Source organism: Sphingobium sp. LB126 (assembly GCF_002795205.1).
GTDB classification, from domain to species: Bacteria; Pseudomonadota; Alphaproteobacteria; order Sphingomonadales; family Sphingomonadaceae; genus Sphingobium; species Sphingobium chungbukense.
Window position 1 is genome coordinate 1,642,191 of sequence record NZ_NETV01000001.1, and the last position, 23,734, is coordinate 1,665,924.

28 protein-coding genes and 1 pseudogene are annotated in these 23,734 nt (G+C 64.8%); 14 read left to right on the plus strand and 15 right to left on the minus strand.

What is annotated here, in order from left to right; genetic code table 11:
• The first annotated feature begins 149 nt into the window (after positions 1 to 149).
• The gene (locus CAF53_RS08000) at positions 150 to 1,766 is read left to right on the plus strand and encodes an amino acid permease (protein ID WP_100237778.1); all 1,617 of its coding nucleotides are present in this window, start codon (positions 150 to 152) and stop codon (positions 1,764 to 1,766) included.
• A 39-nt stretch (positions 1,767 to 1,805) separates the two neighbouring features.
• On the opposite strand, the gene CAF53_RS08005 is transcribed toward CAF53_RS08000, so the two are convergent.
• The gene (locus CAF53_RS08005) at positions 1,806 to 3,080 is read right to left on the minus strand and encodes a multidrug effflux MFS transporter (protein WP_100237779.1); all 1,275 of its coding nucleotides are present in this window, start codon (positions 3,078 to 3,080) and stop codon (positions 1,806 to 1,808) included.
• Between the two features lie 199 nt (positions 3,081 to 3,279).
• Here CAF53_RS08005 and CAF53_RS08010 point away from each other — a divergent pair, with 199 nt between their 5' ends.
• Complete coding sequence (locus CAF53_RS08010; protein WP_046762147.1) at positions 3,280 to 3,576, plus strand: SEL1-like repeat protein; 297 nt, start codon at positions 3,280 to 3,282, stop codon at positions 3,574 to 3,576.
• A gap of 6 nt (positions 3,577 to 3,582) precedes the next feature.
• Here the strand turns inward: CAF53_RS08010 and CAF53_RS08015 are convergent, their stop codons facing one another.
• The 5 genes and pseudogenes from CAF53_RS08015 to CAF53_RS08035 form a co-directional block, all read right to left on the minus strand.
• Complete coding sequence (locus tag CAF53_RS08015) at positions 3,583 to 4,728, minus strand: GNAT family N-acetyltransferase (RefSeq protein WP_100237780.1); 1,146 nt, start codon at positions 4,726 to 4,728, stop codon at positions 3,583 to 3,585.
• Complete coding sequence (locus CAF53_RS08020) at positions 4,725 to 5,447, minus strand: glycerophosphodiester phosphodiesterase family protein (RefSeq protein WP_100237781.1); 723 nt, start codon at positions 5,445 to 5,447, stop codon at positions 4,725 to 4,727. The genes CAF53_RS08015 and CAF53_RS08020 overlap by 4 nt, the downstream gene beginning before the upstream one ends.
• Positions 5,431 to 5,892 carry a RidA family protein gene (locus CAF53_RS08025; protein ID WP_100237782.1) on the minus strand — a complete coding sequence of 154 codons (462 nt, stop codon included), beginning with the start codon at positions 5,890 to 5,892 and terminating at the stop codon, positions 5,431 to 5,433. Before CAF53_RS08025 ends, CAF53_RS08020 begins: the two co-directional genes overlap by 17 nt.
• Positions 5,889 to 6,544: pseudogene (locus tag CAF53_RS08030) on the minus strand (HAD family hydrolase). The gene CAF53_RS08025 and the pseudogene CAF53_RS08030 overlap by 4 nt, the downstream one beginning before the upstream one ends.
• On the minus strand, positions 6,541 to 6,837 hold the full coding sequence (locus CAF53_RS08035) for a DUF3572 domain-containing protein (RefSeq protein WP_100237783.1): 297 nt from the start codon (positions 6,835 to 6,837) through the stop codon (positions 6,541 to 6,543). The pseudogene CAF53_RS08030 and the gene CAF53_RS08035 overlap by 4 nt, the downstream one beginning before the upstream one ends.
• A 78-nt stretch (positions 6,838 to 6,915) precedes the next feature.
• Between CAF53_RS08035 and CAF53_RS08040 the strand changes: the two genes are divergently transcribed.
• Complete coding sequence (locus CAF53_RS08040) at positions 6,916 to 7,278, plus strand: response regulator (RefSeq protein WP_197707380.1); 363 nt, start codon at positions 6,916 to 6,918, stop codon at positions 7,276 to 7,278.
• Between the two features lie 244 nt (positions 7,279 to 7,522).
• On the plus strand, positions 7,523 to 9,397 hold the full coding sequence (locus CAF53_RS08045) for a PhoX family phosphatase (RefSeq protein ID WP_100237784.1): 1,875 nt from the start codon (positions 7,523 to 7,525) through the stop codon (positions 9,395 to 9,397).
• Between the two features lie 136 nt (positions 9,398 to 9,533).
• On the opposite strand, the gene rpmG is transcribed toward CAF53_RS08045, so the two are convergent.
• On the minus strand, positions 9,534 to 9,701 hold the full coding sequence (gene rpmG / locus CAF53_RS08050) for a 50S ribosomal protein L33 (RefSeq protein ID WP_007687342.1): 168 nt from the start codon (positions 9,699 to 9,701) through the stop codon (positions 9,534 to 9,536).
• A 218-nt stretch (positions 9,702 to 9,919) separates the two neighbouring features.
• Between rpmG and CAF53_RS08055 the strand changes: the two genes are divergently transcribed.
• From CAF53_RS08055 to CAF53_RS08065, 3 genes are all read left to right on the plus strand, one after another.
• Positions 9,920 to 10,237 carry a hypothetical protein gene (locus CAF53_RS08055; protein WP_046762155.1) on the plus strand — a complete coding sequence of 106 codons (318 nt, stop codon included), beginning with the start codon at positions 9,920 to 9,922 and terminating at the stop codon, positions 10,235 to 10,237.
• A gap of 22 nt (positions 10,238 to 10,259) precedes the next feature.
• Positions 10,260 to 10,826: a TMEM165/GDT1 family protein gene (locus CAF53_RS08060; protein ID WP_100237785.1), complete on the plus strand. Its 567-nt coding sequence runs from the start codon at positions 10,260 to 10,262 to the stop codon at positions 10,824 to 10,826.
• A gap of 118 nt (positions 10,827 to 10,944) precedes the next feature.
• Positions 10,945 to 11,436, plus strand: coding sequence for a DNA starvation/stationary phase protection protein (locus tag CAF53_RS08065; protein ID WP_046762157.1), 492 nt, complete (start codon positions 10,945 to 10,947; stop codon positions 11,434 to 11,436).
• Positions 11,437 to 11,491: 55 nt separating this feature from the next.
• Here CAF53_RS08065 and CAF53_RS08070 read toward each other — a convergent pair whose 3' ends face one another.
• The 6 genes from CAF53_RS08070 to CAF53_RS08095 all read right to left on the minus strand — a co-directional run bounded on the left by CAF53_RS08070 (position 11,492) and on the right by CAF53_RS08095 (position 17,518).
• Entirely contained in the window at positions 11,492 to 11,962 is a 471-nt protein-coding gene (locus CAF53_RS08070; RefSeq protein WP_100237786.1) for a GreA/GreB family elongation factor, read from the minus strand.
• Positions 11,963 to 12,076: 114 nt separating this feature from the next.
• Positions 12,077 to 13,903, minus strand: a complete 1,827-nt coding sequence (gene cobT, locus CAF53_RS08075) for a cobaltochelatase subunit CobT (protein WP_100237787.1) — start codon at positions 13,901 to 13,903, stop codon at positions 12,077 to 12,079.
• Position 13,904: 1 nt separating this feature from the next.
• Positions 13,905 to 14,690 carry a tyrosine-protein phosphatase gene (locus CAF53_RS08080; RefSeq protein WP_100237788.1) on the minus strand — a complete coding sequence of 262 codons (786 nt, stop codon included), beginning with the start codon at positions 14,688 to 14,690 and terminating at the stop codon, positions 13,905 to 13,907.
• Complete coding sequence (locus CAF53_RS08085) at positions 14,687 to 15,109, minus strand: OsmC family protein (RefSeq protein ID WP_100237789.1); 423 nt, start codon at positions 15,107 to 15,109, stop codon at positions 14,687 to 14,689. Before CAF53_RS08085 ends, CAF53_RS08080 begins: the two co-directional genes overlap by 4 nt.
• A gap of 22 nt (positions 15,110 to 15,131) precedes the next feature.
• Positions 15,132 to 16,139: a cobaltochelatase subunit CobS gene (gene cobS / locus CAF53_RS08090; protein ID WP_046762162.1), complete on the minus strand. Its 1,008-nt coding sequence runs from the start codon at positions 16,137 to 16,139 to the stop codon at positions 15,132 to 15,134.
• 89 nt (positions 16,140 to 16,228) lie between these two features.
• Positions 16,229 to 17,518: an Hsp70 family protein gene (locus CAF53_RS08095; protein ID WP_100237790.1), complete on the minus strand. Its 1,290-nt coding sequence runs from the start codon at positions 17,516 to 17,518 to the stop codon at positions 16,229 to 16,231.
• Between the two features lie 65 nt (positions 17,519 to 17,583).
• On the opposite strand from CAF53_RS08095, the gene CAF53_RS08100 reads away from it, so the two are divergent.
• The gene (locus CAF53_RS08100; RefSeq protein WP_242443406.1) at positions 17,584 to 17,895 is read left to right on the plus strand and encodes a DUF1294 domain-containing protein; all 312 of its coding nucleotides are present in this window, start codon (positions 17,584 to 17,586) and stop codon (positions 17,893 to 17,895) included.
• Between the two features lie 4 nt (positions 17,896 to 17,899).
• On the opposite strand, the gene CAF53_RS08105 is transcribed toward CAF53_RS08100, so the two are convergent.
• Positions 17,900 to 18,517, minus strand: a complete 618-nt coding sequence (locus tag CAF53_RS08105; protein ID WP_100237791.1) for a J domain-containing protein — start codon at positions 18,515 to 18,517, stop codon at positions 17,900 to 17,902.
• Between the two features lie 44 nt (positions 18,518 to 18,561).
• Here CAF53_RS08105 and CAF53_RS08110 point away from each other — a divergent pair, with 44 nt between their 5' ends.
• Genes CAF53_RS08110 through CAF53_RS08120 form a run of 3 tightly spaced genes read left to right on the plus strand, consistent with a single transcriptional unit; the run spans position 18,562 to position 20,509 of the window.
• Entirely contained in the window at positions 18,562 to 18,849 is a 288-nt protein-coding gene (locus CAF53_RS08110) for a BolA family protein (protein ID WP_100237792.1), read from the plus strand.
• Between the two features lie 50 nt (positions 18,850 to 18,899).
• Positions 18,900 to 19,607: a glutathione S-transferase gene (locus tag CAF53_RS08115; RefSeq protein WP_046762166.1), complete on the plus strand. Its 708-nt coding sequence runs from the start codon at positions 18,900 to 18,902 to the stop codon at positions 19,605 to 19,607.
• Positions 19,604 to 20,509: a pirin family protein gene (locus CAF53_RS08120; RefSeq protein ID WP_100237793.1), complete on the plus strand. Its 906-nt coding sequence runs from the start codon at positions 19,604 to 19,606 to the stop codon at positions 20,507 to 20,509. The genes CAF53_RS08115 and CAF53_RS08120 overlap by 4 nt, the downstream gene beginning before the upstream one ends.
• Before the next feature lie 79 nt (positions 20,510 to 20,588).
• On the opposite strand, the gene CAF53_RS08125 is transcribed toward CAF53_RS08120, so the two are convergent.
• Entirely contained in the window at positions 20,589 to 21,419 is an 831-nt protein-coding gene (locus CAF53_RS08125; protein ID WP_100237794.1) for an MJ0042-type zinc finger domain-containing protein, read from the minus strand.
• 167 nt (positions 21,420 to 21,586) lie between these two features.
• Here CAF53_RS08125 and ftsE point away from each other — a divergent pair, with 167 nt between their 5' ends.
• The 3 genes from ftsE to CAF53_RS08140 are packed head-to-tail and all read left to right on the plus strand — an operon-like array spanning position 21,587 to position 23,726.
• The gene (gene ftsE, locus CAF53_RS08130) at positions 21,587 to 22,297 is read left to right on the plus strand and encodes a cell division ATP-binding protein FtsE (RefSeq protein WP_046762169.1); all 711 of its coding nucleotides are present in this window, start codon (positions 21,587 to 21,589) and stop codon (positions 22,295 to 22,297) included.
• A complete protein-coding gene (locus tag CAF53_RS08135) occupies positions 22,297 to 23,199 on the plus strand; it encodes an FtsX-like permease family protein (RefSeq protein ID WP_046762170.1) in 903 nt (300 codons plus the stop codon). The genes ftsE and CAF53_RS08135 overlap by 1 nt, the downstream gene beginning before the upstream one ends.
• Positions 23,196 to 23,726 (plus strand): YdcF family protein, encoded by a 531-nt coding sequence (locus CAF53_RS08140; RefSeq protein ID WP_046762171.1) that lies wholly within the window; start codon positions 23,196 to 23,198, stop codon positions 23,724 to 23,726. Before CAF53_RS08135 ends, CAF53_RS08140 begins: the two co-directional genes overlap by 4 nt.
• The last annotated feature ends 8 nt before the right edge of the window (positions 23,727 to 23,734 follow it).

The window sequence follows — 23,734 nt, forward strand, 5'->3', positions numbered from 1 at the left end:
GTCCGCATGGAAAGCAGTTTTGATCCATGTCCTGAATGCGCAACATACTTGCGCGCGCCAGATTAGGCGATAGTCTCCGCTTCATCACAAAAGGGGAGCGGCCGCAACGGCCGCCCGGGCAAAAAACATCAGATATAAAGGGCTCCATCATGATTTTCGGGCGCATAAAGCCTCTGGATGCCATATTGGCCACGGCCGAGAAGAAATCGCTCGTCCGCACATTGGGGCCGATCCAGCTGACGCTGTTGGGTGTCGGTGCCATCATCGGCACCGGCATTTTCGTTTTGACCGCCGCCGCCGCGCAAAAGGCCGGGCCGGGCATGATGTGGAGCTTCATGATCGCGGGCGCGGTCTGCGCCTTCGCCGCGCTCTGCTATTCGGAAATCGCATCGATGGTGCCGGTTTCGGGATCGGCCTACACCTATACCTATGCCGTGGTCGGCGAATTGCTGGCCTGGATGGTCGGCTGGGCGCTGATTCTGGAATATGCGGTGGCCGCCAGCGCCGTGTCGGTCGGCTGGTCAGGCTATTTCATGGGGCTTTTGAAAAGTATAACCGGGCTTGAGCTGCCACAGGCCCTATCCGCCGGGCCGGTCTGGACGATGAACGGCCTCCTTCCCCATGCCGATTTCAGCCATGGCTTCATCAACATTCCTGCCATCTTCGTCGCGCTGGCGGTCACCGCGCTGCTGGTGATCGGCACCACCGAAAGCGCCCGCGTCAACGCCGTGCTGGTCGCGATCAAGGTGACGGCGCTCACCGCCTTCATCATCCTCACCCTTCCGGCGCTCAAGACCGGCAATTTCTCGCCCTTCGCGCCCAATGGCTGGTTTGGTCCGGAGGGCACGAGCGGCATGGGCATTGTCGGCGCCGCCGCCTCGATCTTCTTCGCCTATGTCGGCTTCGACGCTGTGTCGACCGCGGCGGAGGAAACCAAAAATCCCCAGCGCAACGTGCCGATCGGCCTGATCGGCTCGCTCGCGCTCTGCACCATCTTCTACCTGCTGGTCGCCGCCGGCGCGATCGGCGCGATCGGCGCGCAGCCCGTCCTCGGCCCCGACGGTTCGATCGTGGCGCCGGGTTCGCAGGGCTTTGCCGCCGCCTGCGCCACTGCCGCCCATGCCAAGGATCTGGTCTGCTCCAACGAAGCGCTGGCCCACGTGCTGCGCGAAATCAACTGGACGGTCGTGGGCAATGCGCTCGGCCTTGCCGCCAATCTGGCGCTGCCCTCGGTCATCCTGATGATGATGTTCGGCCAGACCCGCATCTTCTTCGTCATGGCGCGTGACGGCCTGCTCCCGGAAAAGCTGGCCAGCATCCATCCGAAGTTCAAGACGCCCCATGTCGTCACCATGGTCACCGGCGTCTTCGTCGCCATCGGGGCGGCGCTGCTGCCCGTCGGGCAGTTGGCGGATATCTCCAACTCCGGCACGCTCTTCGCCTTCTTCATGGTGTCGATCGCGGTGCTGGTGCTGCGCGTCAAGGAACCGGGCCGGGCGCGGCCGTTCCGGACCCCGCTGGTCTGGGGGGTCGCGCCAACCGCGGCGTTCGGTTGCGTGTTCCTCTTCTTCAACCTGCCCGTCGATGCGCAGTTGGTGCTGCCGATCTGGGGTGGCCTCGGCCTCGTCCTCTATTTCATCTATGGTTATCGCAAGAGCCATGTCGGACGCGGCATCGTCGAAACGCATGAGCAGGATGTCGGTATTCCGCCGCTGCCGGTGCCGCCCATGCCGGGCGCGCACACGCCCGGCGGCCAGGACGCCTGAGCATATGGAAACGGGGCGGGAAACCGCCCCGTTTCTTTTTTAGCGTATCAGCTCGAATTCCGGATCGCGCAGCACCCCATGATGGGGCCGGGTGAACAATTTTCCCCTCTCGGCCCATGCGACGATCAGGAAGGAAACCGAGCCGAATATGACCAGCCCCAGTGTCAGCGGCATCGTCGTCGCGTCGAAGGCGCGACCTACCATGCTACCCAGGGCGCTCGATACGGCGGTGGTCAGGAACGCCTGAAAGGAAGAAGCGACGCCCGCCCCCCTGGCGAAAGGCTCCATCGAGATCGCGCTGAAATTGGACGCGGTGAAGGCCACCGTCATCATGGTCAGGGACTGTAGGATCATGAAGCTCACGATCGTCTCATATCCCGAGAGGACAACCGCCAGATGGGCCAGATTGATGAGCACCAGAACCAGCAGCGCCGTCTGGCTGAGGCGCCGCGCACCGAAGCGGGAGACGAGGCGGCTGTTGAGCAGGCTGCCGATCCCCATGCTGCCCGCGATCGCAGCAAAGGCGAAGGGAAAGATCTTCTGCGCGTCGAAAATGTCGAAGAAGATCTGCTGCACCGACAGGATGAAGCCGATCAGCCCACTCATCACCACGCCGCTCGCCAGCATATATCCGATCGAACTGCGCGTACGCACGATCGTGCCGACGGTCCGCCAGATCGCGCCCGCGTTCATGCGCAGCCGATTGTCGGGATGGAGCGTTTCGGGCAAGCGGGTGATCATCCACAGCAGGATCAATGTCGCCAGGATCGCGAGCGCCCAGAAAATCCAGCGCCACGGTGCGATCCACAATATTGCCTGGCCGAAGGTCGGCGCCATCACCGGAATCAGCATGAACACGGCGAAGATCAACGACATCACCCGTGCCATGGCGTCGCCCTTGAAGCGGTCGCGGACGATGCTCACGGTGATGACCCGGCTCGCTCCCGCGAAGAAACCGGCGCAGGCGCGCCCGGCCAGCATCATGGCGAAGCTCTGCGCTCCGGCGCAGGCGATAGCGGACAGAATGAACAGCGCCATCGCGCTGCCCAGCACCCGCTTGCGCCCGAATCGGTCCGACAGCACGCCGAACAGCAGCGATCCGCAACCCAGCCCCAGAAAATAGACGCTGATGATCAACTGCCGGTCATTGGCATGGGGGATCGCCAGATCGCGCCCGATCTCCGGCAGGGCAGGCAGCATCGGATCGATGGACAGCGCGTTCATCGCCATCAGGCAGGCGCAAAGCATCACGAATTCGCGGAAAGCTATGTCCTTTTTTGGGAGCGCCGTAGCGTTTTCGGGCCGATCGGTCATGGCAGGCGCTATGGGGACATTCGCCGGTTGGCGCCACCCCTTTAGTGGGTGGGGGATGACGTTAACCCTTTCGGGCACACTATTTCCGTCATTCGCCCGACAATTCCCGAAATTGTCGTTAACCATTTTTTAGCCGCAGCCGGTGCAGCCTGTCGCCTGTCGAAAACCATCGTGACGATTCCACAGGGGGAATTGGGTTATGGCGAATAGTCTGAAAAACGCGCAATTTCTGATGGAAAGCCGCCTTTCCAATGCGGCGGGCGCAACGGCGGAAGCCTGTTTCGAGCTGGGTGTGGCCTATAGCTGCGGCACGGGCGATCTGTCGGTCGATCTGATCGAGGCGCATAAATGGTTCAACCTTGCGGCTCTCAAAGGCAGCGAGGAGGGCCAAGCCATGCGCGCGGAAATCGCCGGAGAAATGTCGGCGCGCGAAATCGCCGAGGCTCAGCGCCAGGCGCGCGCGGTGATCGCGATGACGCAGTTGCGCGCAGCCTGAACGGGCTCAGTCCGGCCGCGCATCCTCCTTGCGGAAGGGGGTCCGTTCGGTCAGCCAGTCCCGGTCGCGCTGCACGCCCAGCCGCTCGGCTTCCAGAAAGTCGGCGACAGCCTGGCGGAAGCTTTCATTGGGGATGAAATGCGCGGAGAAGGTCGGTTCGGGCGCATAGCCCCGCGCCAGCTTGTGCCCGCCCTGCGCCCCGGCCTCCACACGTCGAAGGCCCCGTGCGATGGCGATGTCGATCGCCTGATAATAGCAAAGCTCGAAATGCAGATGGGGCACCTCCTCGGTGCAGCCCCAATAGCGCCCATAAAGCGCATCCGCGCCGATCAGGTTGAGCGCGCCCGCGATCGGCCTGCCATTCCGCAAAGCCAGCACCAGCAGCACCCGGTCCGCCATGCTTTCGCTCAGCATCGAGAAAAAGGCGCGGGTCAGATAGGGCCGTCCCCATTTGCGTGCGCCGGTATCCTGATAGAAGGTCCAGAAGGCGTCCCAATGCGCTTCGGTCAGCGCGTCGCCCGTCAGGTGGACGATCTCCAGCCCCTCCACGGCGCGCTCGCGTTCCTTGCGGATATTCTTGCGCTTGGCGCTGGACAGCTCGGCCAGGAAATCGCTGAAATCGCCATAGCCGCGATTGGTCCAGTGGAACTGGCTGTCCTCCCGGATCAGCCAGCCCGCCGCTTCGAACAGCGGCACCTGTTCCGGGGCGATGAACGTCGCATGGGCGGAGGACAGCGCATTCTGCTCCACCACCGCCTCGATCCCCGCGATCAGCGCCGGGGCGAAACCGTCGTCGCGCAGCAGCAGGCGCGGCCCCGGTACGGGCGTGAAGGGCGCGGCGATCTGGATCTTGGGATAATAGCGCCCGCCTGCCCGTTCCCAGGCGTCGGCCCAACCATGGTCGAACACATATTCGCCCTGGCTATGGGTCTTGCCGTAAAGCGGCGCGGCGGCAACGATCCGTCCATCCGGCCCGTCTATCGCCAGTGGCAGGGGCTGCCAGCCGCTATTGCCGCCGACGCTGCCCGACCGCTCCAACGCGGTCAGGAAATCCCAGCAGATGAACGGATTGCCCGTGCCGGCGCAGGCATCCCATTCTTCGCGCGGCAACTGCGCCACGCCCCTGGCCACACGCGCCACGCATTCGGTCATGCGGCGCCCTCGAAAATGATCTGATCGGCGTGCAGCGCGGCTTGCGCGCGCTCCTCCTCGCTGCGCACGGTCCATGTCAGCACGGGCGTCCCCCGCTGGCGCAGGCGCGTGGACAGGGGCGAGGGCAGGTCGCGAATATCACAGGCGATAAAATCGGGTTTCGCTGCCCAAAGTGCAAGGGCACGGCCGATCCCCGCGCGCCAGCCGCGCCTGTTCCGCTCCGTGACGACCAGCCCGCGCACGACATCGGACCGGTGGCGTGTGAACCATCGGACCGCCATGGGATTGAAGGACATGACCGCTGCCAGGGCCTTGGGACGTCGTTCCAGCTCTTCGGCCACCGCCGCGCAGATGGGGGCGACATGCCGCCCCTCGACCTTGATCTCGATGAGCAGGGGGACATCCGTCCCGCATATATGGAGCAGGTCGCGAAGGCGGGCGACGGTGCCGCCATCGGGCAACGTCAGCCGGTCGATCGTCGTGGCATCATGGTCGCATACCGCGCCCGCCGCGCCCGCCATGCGCTGGAGCGTGGCATCGTGGAAGACGATCGCCACGCCGTCGCGGCTGAGGCGCACATCGCATTCGATGCCGAAATGGCCGGCAATGGCGGCCGAGAAGGCCGCCATGCCGTTTTCGCTGACCCTCGCCCCATGCAGCCCGCGATGGGCGAAGGGGCGGGCGGTCAGGAAGGAAGGGGCATCAGGCCGGGCGGACAAGGATGATCGCGTCGATTTCGACCGCCGCGCCCAACGGAAGCACCGGTACGCCCACGGCGCTACGCGCATGTTTTCCGGCATCGCCGAAAATCTCGACCATCAGTTCGGAGGCGCCATTGGCGACCTTGGGCTGGTCGGTGAATTCGGGCGTGCTGCTGATGAATGCGCCGAGCTTCACGATCCGCTCGACCCGGTCGAGGCTGCCGAGCGCCGCCTTCATCTGGGCGATGAGGTTCAGGCCACACGCCCGCGCGGCCTTGACCCCATAGTCGAGGTCGCGGTCCTCGCCCAGCCGTCCGGTCATCAACTGGCCGTCGGACAGGGAAATCTGCCCGGAAATATGCAGCAGGCCGTTGGCCTCGACCGCTGCGACATAGGCGGCGACCGGCGCGGCGGCGGGGGGCAGGGTGATGCCCAGTTCGGTCAGGCGGGTTTCGATGCTCATGCGGAGACTCCTTGAATGGTCGGGAAGGTTTCAGGCGCCGGTCCGTCGGCCAGGCGGGCGGCGATCCAGGCTTCGGCGGCGGCCCAGCCGTCGATCCGGGCATGGGCGAGCGGCGCGGCGGCGACATCGGCGGCGATTTCCGGTTCACCCACCATATGCAGCCGCCAGACGCCGGGCGCATGATCCGCCACGGAGGCATGATGCTCCGCCAGATCGTCGATGAACAGGGCAACGCCAGGTTGGCGCTCAGCGATGATGGCGGCCAGCGGCCGGCCTTTGCCGCCCTGGTTCCAGTGGACCGGGAAGGGCAGGCCATGGGACGCAAGCTGCACCTCCCTCTGCCGGTGATGCCGTTCGGTAATGTTGGTCAGGACGACGATATCGGCGATTTCTCCCAAGCGGCCGAGCGCCTCCACGGCCCCCCGATCGGCGTCTGGCGATGCATCTGGGTATCGAAGAAGCCGATCAACAACTCCCACACCAGAGCCCGTTCCAGCGGGAGGCCGCTGTCCTTGTGCCGCAAAGCCTCAGCAAAGCCGCGCTCGCGCATGTCGAAATGGACATTGTGCGTCTCGTCCAGCCACTCCCGGAACGGTACCACCATGTGCAGCAGCACCTCATCGCAGTCGGTGATGATCAGCGGGCGGTTCATGCTATGAGGGCCCCCTTCGCGGCGATCAGCGCTTCGGGCGTGCTGTCGATGCTTTCGGCGCAGGCGACCAGGTCGGGCTCATGATCGGCCAGGAAACCCAGCACCTCTCCCAAAATCGCCGGATCGCCCACGCCCGCGCGCAACGCGTCGGCATCCAGCCCGGTCAGTGCCAGCAGCCGGTCGGCCCGGCGATCGTCCGCCAATATCCAGGCCAGCGCCATCAGCGCGAGGATGGATGGCTCTCGCGTCTCGCCTGGGCTATGCCGCTTGCCATGGTTAATGTCGGGGCGCATGATTGTTCTCAACGAAGGGCGGGCTTAAGGGGGCACGCTTCCATTATTTTTGCGTATTTCTTCAAACTCGGGTGACTGGTGGCAAAGCGCGTGCTCGTTGTCGAGGACAACGAACTCAATCTCAAACTTTTTTGTGACCTGCTGCGCGCGCACGGGCGAGAGGTGCTGCCGCTGCGGGACGGGCGCGACCTGCTGGCACAGGCGCGGGAATTCCATCCCGACCTGGTGATCACCGACATCCACCTGCCGCATATCAGCGGGTTGGAACTCATCATCTCCCTGAAGCGCGACCCCCAATTGTCATCGGTGCCGATCATGGCCGTCACCGCCTATGCCGGGCAAGGCGATGAGGAACGGATTCGCGGAGCAGGCGCCCAGGCCTATGTGTCCAAGCCGATTTCCGTGCTGCGCTTCGTCGAACAGGTGAACGCGCTGCTCTAGCAGGCGAGTCAAGCCTGCTATGGGCTATATAGTCCTTGAGCGCATCGTACTCCTGCCTGCCAGACACTCAAATACTGCCGCTCCGCTTTCCATCTCCTCCGGTCGCCTGTCGCCGGACAGTCACGCGGCTTTCATCAATCCGTCTCGCCGTTGCAGCCTTGGCGTCATGTCGCTCTGCCATGCCCCCGAACCGCAAGGGCGCGGCGTTCCGCCGACACCCGAAATGCACACAGGGGTATCATCCATGTCTCATCTGACCGACGAGGCGCGCGCGGCCTTTCGCGATGCGCAGCCCAAGATCGCTTCCGGCGACGATTGTCTGGAGGCGATCGTCGCCGCCAATCCGGCACGCCGGACCGTGTTGAAGAACGGCCTGCTGGGCCTGTCCATGCTGCCGATGCTGGGTGCGCTCGCCGCCTGCGACGATGACGGCAATGCCGCGTCGCCCACCCCCACTCCGACCCCCACGCCTACCCCCGCCGCCAGCTATGCGATCAGCTTCGCATCGGTCGCGATCAACACCAACGACACCGTCACGGTCCCTGCGGGCTATACGGTCGACGTGCTGCTTAAGGCGGGCGATTCGGTCGAAACCGGCACCGCTTATGCGTCCGGCAGCTTTCCGACCAGCGCGACCCAGACCAATCTCTGGGCCGGCGGCAATCATGACGGCATGGAATTTTTCGACCTGTCGGGCGTCGATCCCAATAGCGGCGGCCTTCTGGCGATCAACCATGAACTGCCCGACTATAACATCCTCTTTTCCAGCGGCAGCTACAATGCCGGCACCGCCACCGCGGCCGATAAGGCCATCGCCCTGTCCGCCGTCGGCGTCTCGGTCGTGGAAATCGCCAAGGGCACGGACGGGAAGTTCGCGGTCAAGGCGGGTTCGCGCTTCAACAAGCGCTATACCGGCAATACCGACTATCGCGCGGGCGGCCCCGCTGCTGGCTTGCTGTCCTCGACGATCAGGGGCACACTGAACAACTGCTCCTCGGGACGCACCCCCTGGGGCACCTATCTCACCTGCGAGGAAACGACAAACAACTATATCGACACGACCCAGCCCAACAATCATTATGGCTGGGTGGTCGAGATCGACCCCTACCAGGAACTGGCCGCTCCGACCAAGCGCACCGCCATGGGCCGCTTTTCCCATGAAAATGTCGCCTATATGACCGACGCCAACAACCGTGTCGCCTTCTATATGGGCGACGATTCGACGCCGGGCTGCATCTACAAGTTCGTGCCGGACCGTGCCTTCAGCACCAGCAACCGCGCGTCGAACATCGACATGCTCGATTATGGCACGCTCTATGTCGCGCGCTTCAATGCCGATGGCACGGGCGAATGGCGCGCGCTGGTGCAGGGTCAGAACGGCCTCGTCGCCAATGCCGTCGATCCCGGCAATGTCAGCCAGTCGACCACGCCGCCCACCCCGACCACGGTCAGCTTCAACAGTACCGCCGACATCCTCATCAACACCCAGTCGGCCGCGCGCGTCGCGGGCGGCACGCTGATGGATCGTCCGGAATGGATCACGGTCGCGCCGAACAAACAGGCGATCTTCGTGACGCTCACCAATAATGGCGGCCGCCGCGTAACCGACAACGCCAACCCGCGCACGACCAACCTGCACGGCCATATCCTGAAATTCCGCGAAAACGGCGATTCGCCGCTCGCCACCCGCTTCACCTGGGAAGTCTTCCTGCTGGCGGGCAATCCCAATCTGGCCGAAGCGAACCTCAAGGGGAACATCAGCGGCGATTATTTCTCCAGTCCCGATGGCCTCCGCATCGATCCGCAGGGCCGTCTGTGGGTCGAGACCGACCATAATCTCACCGGCAATGCGGGCACGCTGAACGGCGCGGCGGTCACCATGACCCAGGCCTTCGGCAACAATTCGATGTATCATGTCGACCAGATCAGCAAGGCGTCCAAGCGCTTCCTGGTCGGTCCGGAAGGCTGCGAGATCACCGGGATCGCCTATACGCCGGACCTCAAGAACTTCTTCATCAACATCCAGCATCCGACCAAGAACTGGCCGGTGTCGGGTCAGCAGCCGCGGTCGTCCACGATCGTGGTCCGCCGCACCGACGGTCAGCCGGTCGGCAATTGATCGGCAGTCCTCCCGGCCTTCGGGTCGGAAGGACAAGCGACAAGGAAAGGCCCGTTCCCTTAAGGGGACGGGCCTCTTCGTTCGGGCGTCATGCCACGAACCCAGATGTCGTCAGGCGGCGCAAGCCGCCGTCAGATCACTTGATCTTGGCTTCCTTGAACTCGACATGCTTGCGCACGACGGGATCATACTTGCGGAAGCTCAGCTTCTCGGTCTTGGTGCGCGGATTCTTCTTGGTGACGTAGAAGAAGCCGGTGTCAGCCGAGCTGACGAGGCGAATCTTGACGGTTGCTGGCTTGGCCATGGCCTTAGTCCCTGGTCGTGAATATCGTGAAAAAGAAGAGCGGCCCCCCAAACCTCTTTCAAGGAAGGGACCGCCCCGTTTCAGCGGCGGCTCATGAGGGAGATTCGGGATGTTGTCAAGGCTCGTGGCCGAAATCCCGCTGCCATGCTACACTTTACGCGGCCTTAACCGGCTTCGGCCTATAGCGGAGTCGGAGCTAAGGGACGGGGAGTCACGCCATGCGCCATGATCCGATGTTGGCCATTCTTGCTGATCTGCTGCGGCGCGTCGATGGACTTGCGGGGGAACGGGGGCATGTGTCCGTGCCGCGGTTGCGCGATGAAATCGACCAGATACGTCATGTCGCACGCGCCTTCCACATCGATTCGGTCGAGGGACTGGCCGGGACGCTGCAATCCGCGCTGCTCTTGCAGGGCGCCGGGCCGGTGATCATGTCCTATCTCGACCTGATGCGCGAAGCGATCGCGGCGGAACTGCCCGACGCCCAGGTCATTCCGATGCCGGTCACGGCCAGCGTCACGCACCTGCCCGCCTGAACCCGAACCGGACGGCTGCTGAATGGACGCATTGCTGATCGCGTTGCTCGGCAGCCTGGTGGGTGAGATCGGGGACAAGGGCCAGTTGCTGGCCCTGGCGCTGGCCGCGCGGTTCCAGCGGAACGGCGCGGTGATCGCGGGCGTCGCCGCCGCCGCCATCGCCAACGCCGCCATCGGCGCGGCGGCGGGTGCCTTTCTGGCGCCGATGCTGGGGTCCGACGCGCGTCTGCTGTTCCTGGCGCTGGCACTCATCTTCCTGGGGGGCGGCATGTTGTGGCCGGTCGGACAGCCCGATGTCCTGGCCAACTGGCGACTGGGGCCGTTCCTCACCACCGCGCTCGGCCTGTTCATCCTGGGCTTTGGCGACGGCGCGCAATTTCTGATCCTGGGCATCGCCGTCCGCACGGCCGATCCCTCACTGGCCGCAACCGGCGGCGCTATCGGTATCATCGCCGCGACCGTACCCGTCGTGCTGTTTCGTGATCGGTTGTTCAAGGCGCTCCCGCTGCGGGTCATCCGGCGCGGTGGTGGCGTGCTGATGCTGGTCATCGGCCTTGCCGTAACAGTGTCTGCGCTGCATCTCGCCTGATCGAATCCGTCCATCAGACTGACCGAAACTTCCGCGCAAAATTCATTGTTTGGGATGGCACCTTATCGGTAACAGATCATTATATCTCCGAAACCAAGTCCCCTAGCAGGAGCCAAGCATGACCTCCCCCGACCTCAAGACCCCGACGGATCTTCGCAGCAACGCGACCAAGTCGGTCGCGCAGGCGCTGAACGGCGTGCTCGCGGACAGCTACGCGCTGTATTTCAAGACCAAGAATTTCCACTGGCACGTCTCCGGCCCGCATTTCCGCGACTATCACCTGATGTTCGATGAACAGGCCACGCAGATCCTCGCCACCACCGACCTGATCGCGGAACGGGTGCGCAAGACCGGCAACACCACGTTGCGCTCGATCGGCGACATTGCGCGGCATCAGACGGTCGTCGACAATGACGCCGACTATGTGGCCCCCGCCGATATGCTGAAGGAACTGCGCGAGGACAATCTGAAGCTGGTCGAGGCCCTGCGCGCTGCCAAGGCCGCCGCGACCGAAGCGGGCGACAATGCGACAGAGGGCATCATCGACGATTGGACCGACCAGGCCGAGGAACGCGCCTGGTTCCTCTTCGAGGCCGGCCGGAACGCCTGATCGAAAGAAAGCCCTCCAGTGCAATCTGGAGGGCTTTTTCTTCTGTAAGGTGGAATTACTCCTCCACAATGGCCTCTATCGCGACGATCGCGATGGCACCCGGCTTGCCACCGAAATCGACACTTTCGCCTTCCTCGGCATCCATCATCGCGCGGGCGAGCGGCGCGGAGAAGGCGATGCGCCCCGCCGCCGGTTCGGCCTCGTCGTCCCCGACGATGTCGATCCGCTTCTCCCTGCCGTTCAGCCGGTAGGTGACACGGCTCCCGAACGCCACGGTCTCAACATCCGGCACCGGCCGCACTTCCGCCGTCGCCAGGCGCGTCCGCCAGTAACGCAATTCGCGTTTCAGCTTCTTGGCATCCTGCTCGGCCATGGCTCCGGTATCGACCGCCTCCAGCGCTTCGACCTTCTCCCGCGTCAGCCGCAGGCCGCGCGCCGTCACCCAATTGGGACCGGGTGGCAAAGGAATCTCGAACGTGGGTTCCAGATGCTCCTCGTCGCTCTCGCGACGAAAGGCGACACTCATTGCACTCTCCTACTCAAAACGCTTGTTGACGCCTGGACGAGGTCGAGATTGCCGATCTTCTTTTCAAGGGAAGGGCCGGGCTTCGACATCGTCCAGCCCGAACAAGGCTGGCTTCTAATCTTCGTCGAATAGTCCGGCGAGCTGTTCCACCATGGTCCCGCCCAGTTGTTCGGCATCCATGATGGTCACCGCGCGGCGATAATAGCGCGTGACGTCATGGCCGATGCCGATGGCGACGAGCTGTACGGGCGAGCGGTTCTCGATCCACTCGATCACCTGCCGCAAATGCCGCTCCAGATAGGTGCCGCTGTTCACCGACAAGGTACTGTCATCGACCGGCGCGCCGTCGGAGATCACCATCAATATGCGGCGTTCCTCGTTGCGCGCCAGCAGGCGATTATGCGCCCAGAGCAGCGCCTCGCCGTCGATATTCTCCTTGAGCAGCCCCTCGCGCATCATCAGGCCCAGACTCTTGCGCGCCCGGCGCCAGGGTTCGTCGGCCTTCTTGTAGACGATGTGCCGCAGGTCGTTCAAACGCCCCGGCATCGGCGGGCGCCCGGCGGCCAGCCAATCCTCGCGGCTCTGCCCACCCTTCCAGGCGCGGGTGGTGAAGCCCAAAATCTCGGTCTTCACCCCGCAACGCTCCAGGGTGCGCGCCATGATGTCGGCGCTGATCGCCGCGATGGAGATCGGTCGCCCACGCATCGACCCCGAATTGTCGATCAGCAGCGTCACGACCGTATCGCGGAACTCGGTGTCCCGCTCGATCTTGTAGGAGAGCGAGCGCGTCGGATCGATCACGATCCGCGCCAAGCGCGCCGCGTCGAGCAGCCCCTCTTCCTGATCGAAGTCCCAGCTCCGCGACTGCTGCGCCATCAATCGCCGCTGGAGCCGGTTGGCAAGCTTCGTCACCGCGCCCTGCAAGCTTACCAATTGCTGGTCGAGGAAGCCGCGCAGGCGCAGCAATTCATCCTCGTCGCACAGATCCTCGGCGGTCACGACCTCATCGTGAAGCTGCGTATAGGGCTTGTAGTCGAAGCCCGGCGGCAGGTCGCCCATCGGCCGGTTCGGGCGGACGGGCATCATGCCCTCCTCGCCCATATCCTCCGCGCCTTCTTCGCTGTCGGCGTCGAACTCGTCGCTATATTCGGTTTCGCCGTCCTCGGTGTCGCCGCCCTGGTCCTCGGCGCGCGCTTCGGCAAAGGCGTCGCTGTCGCCCGCCTGATCCTCGCCGCTGTCGCCCTCTTCTTGGCTCTGCTCCTCGTCCTCGCCCTCTTCCTGCGGTTCGGAATCGTCGGTTTCGGGCGGCACGTCGGCGTCGATCAACTGGAGATGCTCCAGCATGGCCGAGGTCAGCTTCTGGAAAGCGCGCTGGTCGTCGATGGCCATGGCCAGCGCGTCGAGATCGGCGCCCGCCTTGTCCTCGATCCACTGGTCGACCATGGCGAGGCCCGCCCGCACATCCTTGGGCGCGGCCTGCCCGGTCAGCCGTTCGCGCACCTTGAGCGCCAGCGCGGTCGACAAGGGCACCTCATCGGCGGAACGAGCCCGGCGGATCGGATCGGACTTCAATTTCAGGTCGAGCGCATGGTTGAGGTTCGCCCTTACCCCCTCCATCGCCCGCGAACCGATCGCCTCGACCCGCGCTTGTTCCACCGCGTCATAGACGGCCCGCGCCGTCGCGTCGGCGGGCGCGGCGGCGTTGTGAATCCGGGCATTATGGTGCCGCAGCCGCAGCGCATTGGCATCGGCGAAGCCGCGCGCCAACGCCACCTGTTCGGCGGGCAGGTTGCGCCCCGGCGTCGGCACCTTGATCGCCTTGCCCGCCATATGCGGCGTGTCGGCGGTGAAGCTCACCTCCACCTCCGCGTCGCGCGCGATCGAGCGCGCCGCGCCGGACAGCACGTCCTTGAAGGCATCGAGGGGCGAACGGTCGGCCATATCAGTCCAGCAACATCCCGCGCATGGCGTCCCGCGCCTTGGCGTCCACGCTCAGCACGTCGTTCAGATAGCCGTCCACGCCGCCATGCTTTTCATCCAGCGTCGCGAACAACGTATCGAGATAGACGGCTTCCGCCCTCAGCAGCGGTTCGAGCATCGCGGTCTTGGCCAAACGCATCCGCGCCACCAGCGTGTCGCGCTGCGCCAGCAGCCAGTCCCAATCGGCATGGGCGTTGGTCGCCAGATAATCCTGAACGATGGTCTGGCGCGGCACGCCCAGCGCCGCCAGGACCAGCGCCGCGCCGACCCCGGTGCGGTCCTTGCCCGCCGAACAGTTGATCAGCAACGGCACGCGTCCATCCGCGATCCGTGCGAACATGGCGCGATAGGATTCGGCATGGTCGACCGGGATGACGCGATAGAGGGCGATCATCGTCTGTCGCATATCGTCCGCCGTCGCGCCGTCGCGCTTCAGCATCTCGCCCAGCAGGCCGCTGCTTTCCGTATAATCGCGGCAGAAATAATCGACCTCCGCCCCGTGCCAGCGCGTAGGTTCGGCGGTTCGCTCATTGCCGCGGCGAAAATCGCAGATCGCCCTGATGCCGAGCGAGCGGAGATGGTCCGCATCCCCGTCCGTGAGCAACGCCATCGTCCCCGACCTGTAGAGCATGCCGCGCTTCACGCAGCGCCCGTCCGCGGTCGCATAGCCGCCGAAGTCGCGCAGGTTGAAAGCGCTCTCCAAAGGCAGTCGGCCATGCTCCGGCGTCAGGGCGAAAGCTTCGCTCACGGCCGCTCGCCTTCCCCGACATAGGGCACGGCGACGGTCTCGATCTGCGTCTCGACCTCGCTCATCAGCTTGTGCACCGGGCATTTCGCGGCGACGGCGATCAGCCTGTCATGCTGCTCATCGGTCAACGGACCGGAGAGCGCGATGCGCGTGGTCAGCTTGTAGATGCCCTTGCGCTCATCGCTCGCGTCGCGAACCACACCGACATGGATGTCCTCGACCGGAATGCCGTTGCGCTGCGCATACCAGAGCATGGTCATCGCCTTGCACGCACCCAGCGCCGAATCATACAGATCATGCGGGTCCGGCCCGGCGTCATGGCCGTCCGGCGCCGACATGTCCGCAATCAGTTCATGGCCGCGAATGCTGATCCGATGGGCGGTTCCGCCCGCCGGATCGATCCGTTCGACGACGATCATGGCTTTTTCCTCCCTGTAGGGTTCAGGCCGCCCGGTGCGCGACGCTTTCGGGCAGGTCCTTGCCGAAGACGCGTTGATAATATTCGGCCACCAGCGGCCGCTCCGCCTCGTCGCATTTGTTGAGGAAGGACAGGCGGAAGGCGAAGCCGATATTCTTGAAGATCAGCGCATTCTGTGCCCAGCTTATCACGGTGCGTGGGCTCATGACGGTCGAGATGTCGCCGTTGATGAATCCCTGGCGGGTCAGTTCCGCCACCTTGATCATATTCTCGACTTCCTTGCGGCCGCCCTCATGGTCGTACTCGCCGGACTTGGCGAGCACCACCTGCGCCTCGGTCGCCGCGGGCAGGTAATTCAGCGCCACCACCAGGTTCCAGCGGTCCATCTGGCCCTGGTTGATCTGCTGCGTGCCGTGATAGAGGCCAGTCGTGTCGCCCAGACCCACGGTGTTGGCGGTCGCGAACAGGCGGAACCAGGGATTGGGCCGGATCACCCGGTTCTGGTCGAGCAGCGTCATCTTGCCGTCGGTTTCCAGCACGCGCTGAATCACGAACATCACGTCCGGGCGGCCCGCGTCATATTCGTCGAACACCAGCGCCACCGGCCGCTGCAACGCCCAGGGGAGCAGGCCTTCGCGGAACTCCGTGACCTGCTGGCCTTCCTTCAGCACGATGGCGTCGCGGCCGACCAGGTCGATGCGGCTGATATGCGCGTCCAGATTGATGCGGATGCACGGCCAGCGCAGGCGCGCCGCGACCTGCTCGATATGGCTCGACTTGCCGGTGCCGTGATAGCCCTGCACCATCACGCGGCGGTTATAGGCAAAGCCCGCCAGGATCGCGAGCGTGGTGTCCGGATCGAACACATAGGCGGGATCGAGGTCGGGCACCCGTTCGTCAGCCTCGGAAAAAGCGGGGATCTTCATGTCGACATCGATGCCGAACACGTCGCGCGCATCCACTTCGCGGTCGGGCGAGGCCAACAGCGTTTCGGCGCGGGTATCGGGCTGGACGTTCGGGATGTCGGTCATTTCTCTTGTCTCTTCGAGCGGTCTGGTCGGCACTGCCCTAACCATCAGGGACGGGCATGTCGATAGAGTGGGGCCTTAAGCCGTCGGGATCAAGCGGCCCATTCGGCCAAATTGGCCTCCTGCCCGATCAGCGCCAGTCCATGGGCGATGGAGGTCAGTTCGCCGCCGGTCGCGATATGCTCCTTGCCGAAACGCCGGTCGAAAATCCGCCTGATCGCGGGGATCAGCGACGTGCCACCGGTCAGGAACACCCGGTCGATGGCATCGGGCGCCACGCCCGCCTTGGCGAGCGCCTTGTCCACCGTCGCCTCGATCCGGGCGATGTCGGGCGCGATCCAGCCTTCGAAATCGGCACGCGTCACTTCCTTTTCGATGGCGAGCCCGCCGCCTTCGAAGCAGAAAGTCGCACTCTCCGCTTCCGACAGCCGCCGCTTCAAAGACCCTACCGCATCGTAGAGCGGATAGCCCAGTTCCTTCTCGATCACCGTGATCATCCGCCCGATGGCGTCGGGATCATGGGCCGCCTTCTGCAAGCGCGCCAGTTCGTCCATCGTCCGCCGGTTGCGCATCAGCGCCAGCCGCGACCAGTCGGCAAAATCCGCGAAATAGCTGCGCGGTATCTCCAGTTCCTTGCCGAAGCTCTGATAGCTGCCGCCCTTGCCCAGCATAGGCAGCACCAGATGATCGACGATCCGATAGTCGAACCGATCGCCTGCAAGGCCAATACCCGCCGATCCCATCGGCACGCAGCGCCGTGCCGCGCCGGGCGCCTCGACCCGCACGATCGAAAAGTCGCTGGTGCCCCCGCCAAAGTCCGCCACCAGGATGGTCGCCGCCTCGGTCAAGCGGCTGGCGTAGCTGAACGCGGCGCCCAGCGGCTCGTAGACATAGTGGATTTCGTCGCCAAAGCCCGCGAACATGGCATCATAGCGCCGCCGGGCCAGTGCCTCGTCGGGCCGCGCCCCGGCATATTCCACCGGCCGACCGACCACGATCCGCTCCGGCCGCCGGTCCAGCCTGCCCCCCGCATGGCCGACCATGCGGGAAAGGAACATCTGTCCCAGTTCCTCGAAGCGGAAGCGCTTCTCGAACACGCTGGCGCTTTCGAAGATCGGGCTGGCCGCCACCGACTTGAAACTTTGCAGGAAACGGCTGTCCTCCGGATATTCGAGATATTCCGCGATCGCCCACGGCCCTGCCTCATGCGCCATGCCGCCCTTCACATCGCCGTCATGCCAGAAGCAGAGCGCCGAGCGGAACACCGCCCCCGCCGCCGCCTTCCCCGAAAATTCCACCAGTTCGGATCCGTCGTCCTCGGCAAGTGCGGCCACGCTGTTGGTCGTGCCGAAATCAAGGCCCAGGGCGCGGGGCGTCATCATGAAATTCTCCGGGAGCTAAGGGGGGGCGCCTATGGCAGCGGTCGCGATCGGGGGCAAGCCCGGACATGACGGTAGGAAATTCGCCGCCTGATCGCTATCGCGACTTCATGGGGCCGATGACATTATTTCTCATATTTCTGCTGCTGAACGGCTGGACCATGCTGCGCTTCCGGCAGGACAAGGCCGCCGCCATCGCGGGACGGCGCCGCATTCCCGAGGCCGATCTGCTGGGCCTGGCGTTGATCGGCGGCTCACCGGGCGCTTTGCTCGCCCGGCATCTTTTCCGTCACAAGACGCGCAAGCAGCCCTTCTCCATGCTGTTGCAACTGATCGTCCTCGTCCAACTGGGCCTGGTCATCGGCTGGTTCCTGCTCTGAGGGATCAGGCGAAAACCTCTGTCTTGCGGAGCAGTTGATACGCCTCGATCACGCCTTGCAGAGAGGCTTCATGGCTTCGATCCCCGCCATTGTGATCGGGGTGATAGCGGCGGAGCAATTCGGTATAGCGCTGGCGCAGGGCCTTGCGATCCGCATCGATCGGCAATCCCATGACCTCCAGCGCCCTGCGATCGTCCCGCGACAGGAACTTCCCATCCTGCCGCACCTGATTGTCGGCCCGCGCCTTCGCCACACGTTCCTTGAACTTGGCGCCGATGGCATCCAGCGGGTCCTGAAAATCCGACCATTTGGGCGGAGGACTGGCGGCGTTGGAGGAAAAGGCCCGCGTCTCCCGCTCCCACCCGGCATAGGGGCGCTGGGCGGCATTGATCTCCTCCGGGCTCATGCCGGTGAAGAAATTATAGCCCTGGTTGAATTCCCGCACATGGTCCAGGCACAGCCAGCGCCAATTTGGTCCCTCCCTGTTCGCCCCGCTCCCTTCCAGCGGCGGCGCGCGGAATTCGCCCGGTTCCTCGCAGCCGGGGACCGCGCACGGACGGTCGCTTTCCACGCGGCCATGGAAACGGTTGAAACGTCGGGTCGAGAAGGGATCGCTGGCCAAGATTGTCCTGATGAAACTGTGGGCAAAGGGTCTATATAGGCGCCATGACCGACCTTGTTAAAGGCCCAGTGGCCACCGAAATCGAAGCCCGGCTGCGCGCCGCCCTCGCTCCCGAACGGCTCGCCGTGATCGACGACAGCGAAAAGCATCGCGGCCATGCGGGCCATGACGGATCGGGCGAAAGCCATTTCACGGTGGAGATCGTCTCCGACCGCTTCACGGGCCAGAATCGTGTCGCCCGCCAGCGCCTGGTCAATGCCGCGCTGGCCGATCTGCTGCGTGAGAAAGTGCACGCCCTCGCGATCAGGGCTCGCGCGCCCGGCGAAGCATGACACCATAGGCGCCCCCATGCGTTGTTCCGCCGCTCAAGGAGGCGCAACCCATGGCCTATGACTTCTGGTATTGGTCCACCATCCCCGGTCGGGGCGAGTTCGTCCGGTTGACCTTGGAGGCGTGCGGCATCGCCTATCGCGACCGTGCCCGCGTCGACGGCGACGGAGCGCTGATGGCGGACATCGAACGCCACGACGCCGGCCCGGCCTTCGCCCCGCCCTATCTGGTAACGGACGGCCGCACCGTGGCGCAGACGGCAAACATCCTCTTCTATCTGGCCGAACGCCATGAATGCGGCCCCGCCGGCCTCAAGTCCCGTTACTGGCTCGCTCAGTTGCAACTCACGATCATGGACATGGTGGCGGAGGTCCATGACGTGCATCATCCGGTCGGTGTCCATCTCTATTATGAGGATCAAAAGGCCGAAGCCCTGCGCACCGCCCATGGCTTCCGCGCAAGTCGCATCCCCAAATTCCTCACTTATTTCGAGCACGCGCTGAGCGCCGATCCGGGCGACTGGCTGGCGGGGCCGCGCTGGAGCTACGCCGACCTCTCGCTCTTCCACCTGATCGCGGGCTTGCGCTATGCCTTCCCGCTGCGCATGGCGACGTTGATGCCTTCCTTCCCCCAGCTTTCCGATCTGCACGACCGGGTTGCGGCGCTCCCCGAATTGCGGGACTATCTGGCGAGCGATCGGCGCCTGCCCTTCACCAACGAAGACATCTTCCGTCACTATCCCGAACTGGACGCAGCATGACTCCCACCGACCCGATCATCCAGACCATTACTCCCACCAGCCATAATCTGGGCGATTTCCGGGTCCATCGGTCGCTCCCGGCCAAGGAACGCACCATGGTCGGCCCGTTCATCTTCTTCGACCAGGCCGGGCCCGCCCGGATCGAGCCGGGGCAGGGGGTCGACGTGCGTCCGCACCCGCACATCAACCTTGCCACCGTCACCTACATGTATGAGGGCAGCTTTCTTCACCGCGATTCCCTGGGCACGGAACAGTTGATCGAGCCGGGCGCGGTCAACCTGATGACCGCAGGCAAGGGCATCGTCCACAGCGAGCGCTCGCCGGACACGGATCGCATGAAACTCTCGAAGCTCTCCGCCATCCAGACTTGGCTGGCGCTGCCCGACCGCTATGAGGAAATGGACCCCGCCTTCGAACATGTCGGCGAAGGCGGCCTGCCGATCATCGATTGCGGTCATGCAAGAGCGCGGGTGATCATGGGCAGCCTCTGGGGCGCGACGTCGCCGGTCACCACCTATGCGAACACCATCTATGCCGATATCCAGCTTTCGCCCGGCGGATCGGTTCCCATCGATGCGGAGGCGGAGGAACGGGCGATCTACGTCTCGGGCGGGGACGCGGCGCTGGATGGGGTGATGCTCCAGCCCCAGACGCTCTACGTCTTGCGCCCCGGCACCCGCGCGACGCTGATCAGCGTGGACGGTGGACGTGTCGTGCTTTGCGGCGGGGAGGCGTTCAAAAGCCCACGCCATGTCTGGTGGAATTTCGTCTCCTCCACCAAGGAACGGTTGATGCAGGCCCGTGACGATTGGGAAGCCATGCGCTTTCCGCTGATCCCCGGCGACGATCAGGAATTCATCCCCATACCGCAAGGCCGCCCGAAGACGGTGAGTTATCCCTGATCGACATCGCCCTTGGAGAATTTGGCATGCTCCTGCCGGCACAGGAGCATGCTGTCCTTCGACGGCTACGCGCTTATGATTACTGCACGAAGGTCAGCGACAGATTTTCGGCATTTTTCGGGATGTCGATCCGGCTCTCATTGATCGACGCTTCCTCGCCCGGCTTCAGGCTGGTCCGGTCCGCCTTGGTCGTCCAGCTGAATACCAGCCGGTTCTGCCGGTCGCGCAACTGCACCAGTACCGGCGGCACGGGCAACTGCTGTTTTCCGCTGTTCACGATCCGCGCGCCGAAGGCGAAATATTCCTCGCCGGTCGGCAGCTTGCGCCGCTCGGCGGGCTTGGAGAGATAGAAGAGCAGGTCGGGATCACCCTCTTCGGGCACCAGCCCCAGATTGACCGCCCAACTCGGCGTGCCGAAATACCAGAGCGCTCCGCCCGCAGCCCCGACCGCCAGGCAGAACAGCAGGGCAGCATAGGTCCAGATTTTCAGCCGGTTGCGGCGCGGCCTGACCGGCGCTGGCGTGGGATCGGCCCGATCCTCCAGCGCCTCGGCCTCGGCGCGGCCGTAAATATCGTCGAAGCGATAATCAGCTTTGGCGGTGACGGGCGCTTCCGCCGGCGCCGTCACGGGCTCGGCTTCTTGCCGTGTCGGTTCGACCCGCGGCTCGGCCACGGGAGCCACGGCTTCCGCAACGGGCGGCGGCGGTGGAGGCGGCGGCGGGGGAGGAGGCGGTGCAGCCGCTTCGGATCCACCTGCCGTCACCAGCGCTTCTTCTCGCGGGGCGAGCGTGGCGCCTTCCTGGAACCAGCTATGTTTGCAGGCGGCGCAGCGAACCTGGCGGCCGTTCGGGCCGACGGCGCTGTCCGGCACGATATAGCGCGTGGCGCAGTTGGGACACACCAGGATCATGACGCTTCATAGGCATGAGTTGGATTCGAGGGCAAGCGGCTTCGACATGCCATCGAATCGAGGCGCGACTCGCGGGAAGAGGCCGCATGGGCTTTACGGCCGCCCGTCCGCTGTGCCATGGCTGTACCCAAGGGGAAGCAGGGAGCGCGCAGGCGCCAAATTCACGCATGTCGGCCATCGTCCAGTTCGAAAATGTCGGCTTGCGCTATGGTCTGGATAGCGAGACGCTGTCCGACGTCAGTTTCTCCCTCGCCAGCGGCGGTTTCTATTTCCTGACCGGCGCCTCGGGCGCGGGCAAGACCTCGCTGCTGAAGCTGCTTTATCTCGCCCAACGCCCCAGCCGTGGCGTCATCCGCCTGTTCGGGGAGGATGTGGTGACGCTGCCCCGCAAGCGCCTGCCGGGTTTCCGCCGTCGCATCGGCGTGGTGTTCCAGGATTTCCGGCTTGTCCCGCACCTGTCGGTCTATGACAATATCGCCTTGCCGCTGCGCGTCGCGGGTATGGAGGAAGGCGAGATCGACGCCCCGGTCAGCGAAATGCTGAACTGGGTGGGCCTGGGCGATCGCGGTCAGGCCCGCCCCGCCACCCTGTCGGGCGGAGAGCAGCAACGTGTCGCCATTGCCCGCGCGGTGATCGGCCGCCCGGAAATATTGGTGGCGGACGAACCGACCGGCAACGTCGACGCCGACATGGCCCGCCGTCTGCTGACCCTGTTCGAGGCGCTCAATCGCCTCGGCACCACCATCGTCGTCGCCACCCACGACCTGCCGCTGATGACGCAGGTGGGCGGCGCCCAGATGATGAAGCTCGACAAGGGGCGCCTGTCCGATCCCACCGGATCGCTGCGCTATCCGCCCAAGCCGCAGGTGGCGGGCTGATGGCGGGACCGGATCGTCGCGCTGCGGCCGCCGCGCGCCACCGGCTGCTGCCGGAGGGCAGGGTGGCCGGTCCCATGCCGTGGATCATCGCGATCATGATGTTCCTGACCGTGCTGTCCGCCGCCGCCGGCCTTGGCCTGGGCGCGGCCGTGAAGGCGATGGGCGCCGACCTGGCCGGACGCGCCACGGTGCAGATCGTCGAGGCCGATGCGCAGCAGCGCGACCGGCTGAGCGCCAGTGTCGCCGCCGTCCTGCGCAAGGTCGCCTATGTCCGTGCCGTCAATCCCGTGGCGGCTGCCGCCCTGGCCGACCAGATCCGGCCCTGGCTGGGTCAGGATGCGGCCAGCGGCGACCTGCCGATCCCGGCGCTGATCGACATCGAACTCACCCCCGGCCAGACCGATGCGAAGGTCGATCGCCTCCGCCGTCAACTCGCTGCCGTCTCTCCGAAAATCCGGCTTGAGCCCCATGCCGCTTTCCTGGCGCCGCTGGCGGGTTTGCTCTCGGCGCTGGGCTGGCTGGCGGGTGGCATCGTGCTGCTGATGGCCCTGGCGACCGGCGCGGTCGTGGTGCTGGCCGCCCGCGCCGCGCATGACAGCCATCGCGGCACCATCGATGTGCTGCACCTGATGGGCGCGACCGACGTGCAGATCGCGCGCCTGTTCCAGCGCCGTATCGGCCTTGATGCGCTCTTCGGCGGTGCGCTGGGCTTTACCGTGGCGCTGCTGGTGATCGTGCTGCTGGGTGCGCGGCTGCTGGCGACCGGTTCGGAATTGTTGAGCGCCATCCACCTCCCCTGGACGAGTTGGGCGGTCCTGGCCGCGTTGCCCATCGGTTGCGTGCTGCTGGCGATGCTGGCCGCGCGCTGGACCGTGCTGCGCTCGTTGGGACGGCTGCTATGATCGTCCGCTTCATCGCCCTCACGCTGCTGGCATGGATGCTGGGCTTCGCCTGGTTCGCGATTTTCCTGCCGCAGCCGCTGGACGGGCGCCAGACCGACGCCATCGTCGTGCTGACCGGCGGGGCGGGGCGGATCGACCGGGGCCTCTCCCTGCTTCAAGACGGCGCGGCCAAGCGGATGCTGATCTCCGGCGTCGACCGCTCGGTCCGTCCGTCCGAACTGGCCGCGCAATATAAGGCGCCCGAACGGCTGTTCACCTGCTGCATCACCCTTGGCCGCGAAGCCATCGACACCCGCTCCAACGCCATAGAGACCGCCCATTGGCTGGAGCGGCGCGACTTCAAGACGGTACGCCTGATCACCACCGACTGGCATATGCGCCGATCCGCGCTGGAGTTGCGGCAGGCCTTGCCGGGCCGGGTCACGCTGGTCTACGACGCCGTGCCCAGCCGCCCCAGCCTGATGATCCTGGTGCGGGAATATAATAAATATCTGCTGCGCCGGGCGGCGGCACTTATTGGTATCTGACGGTTTCC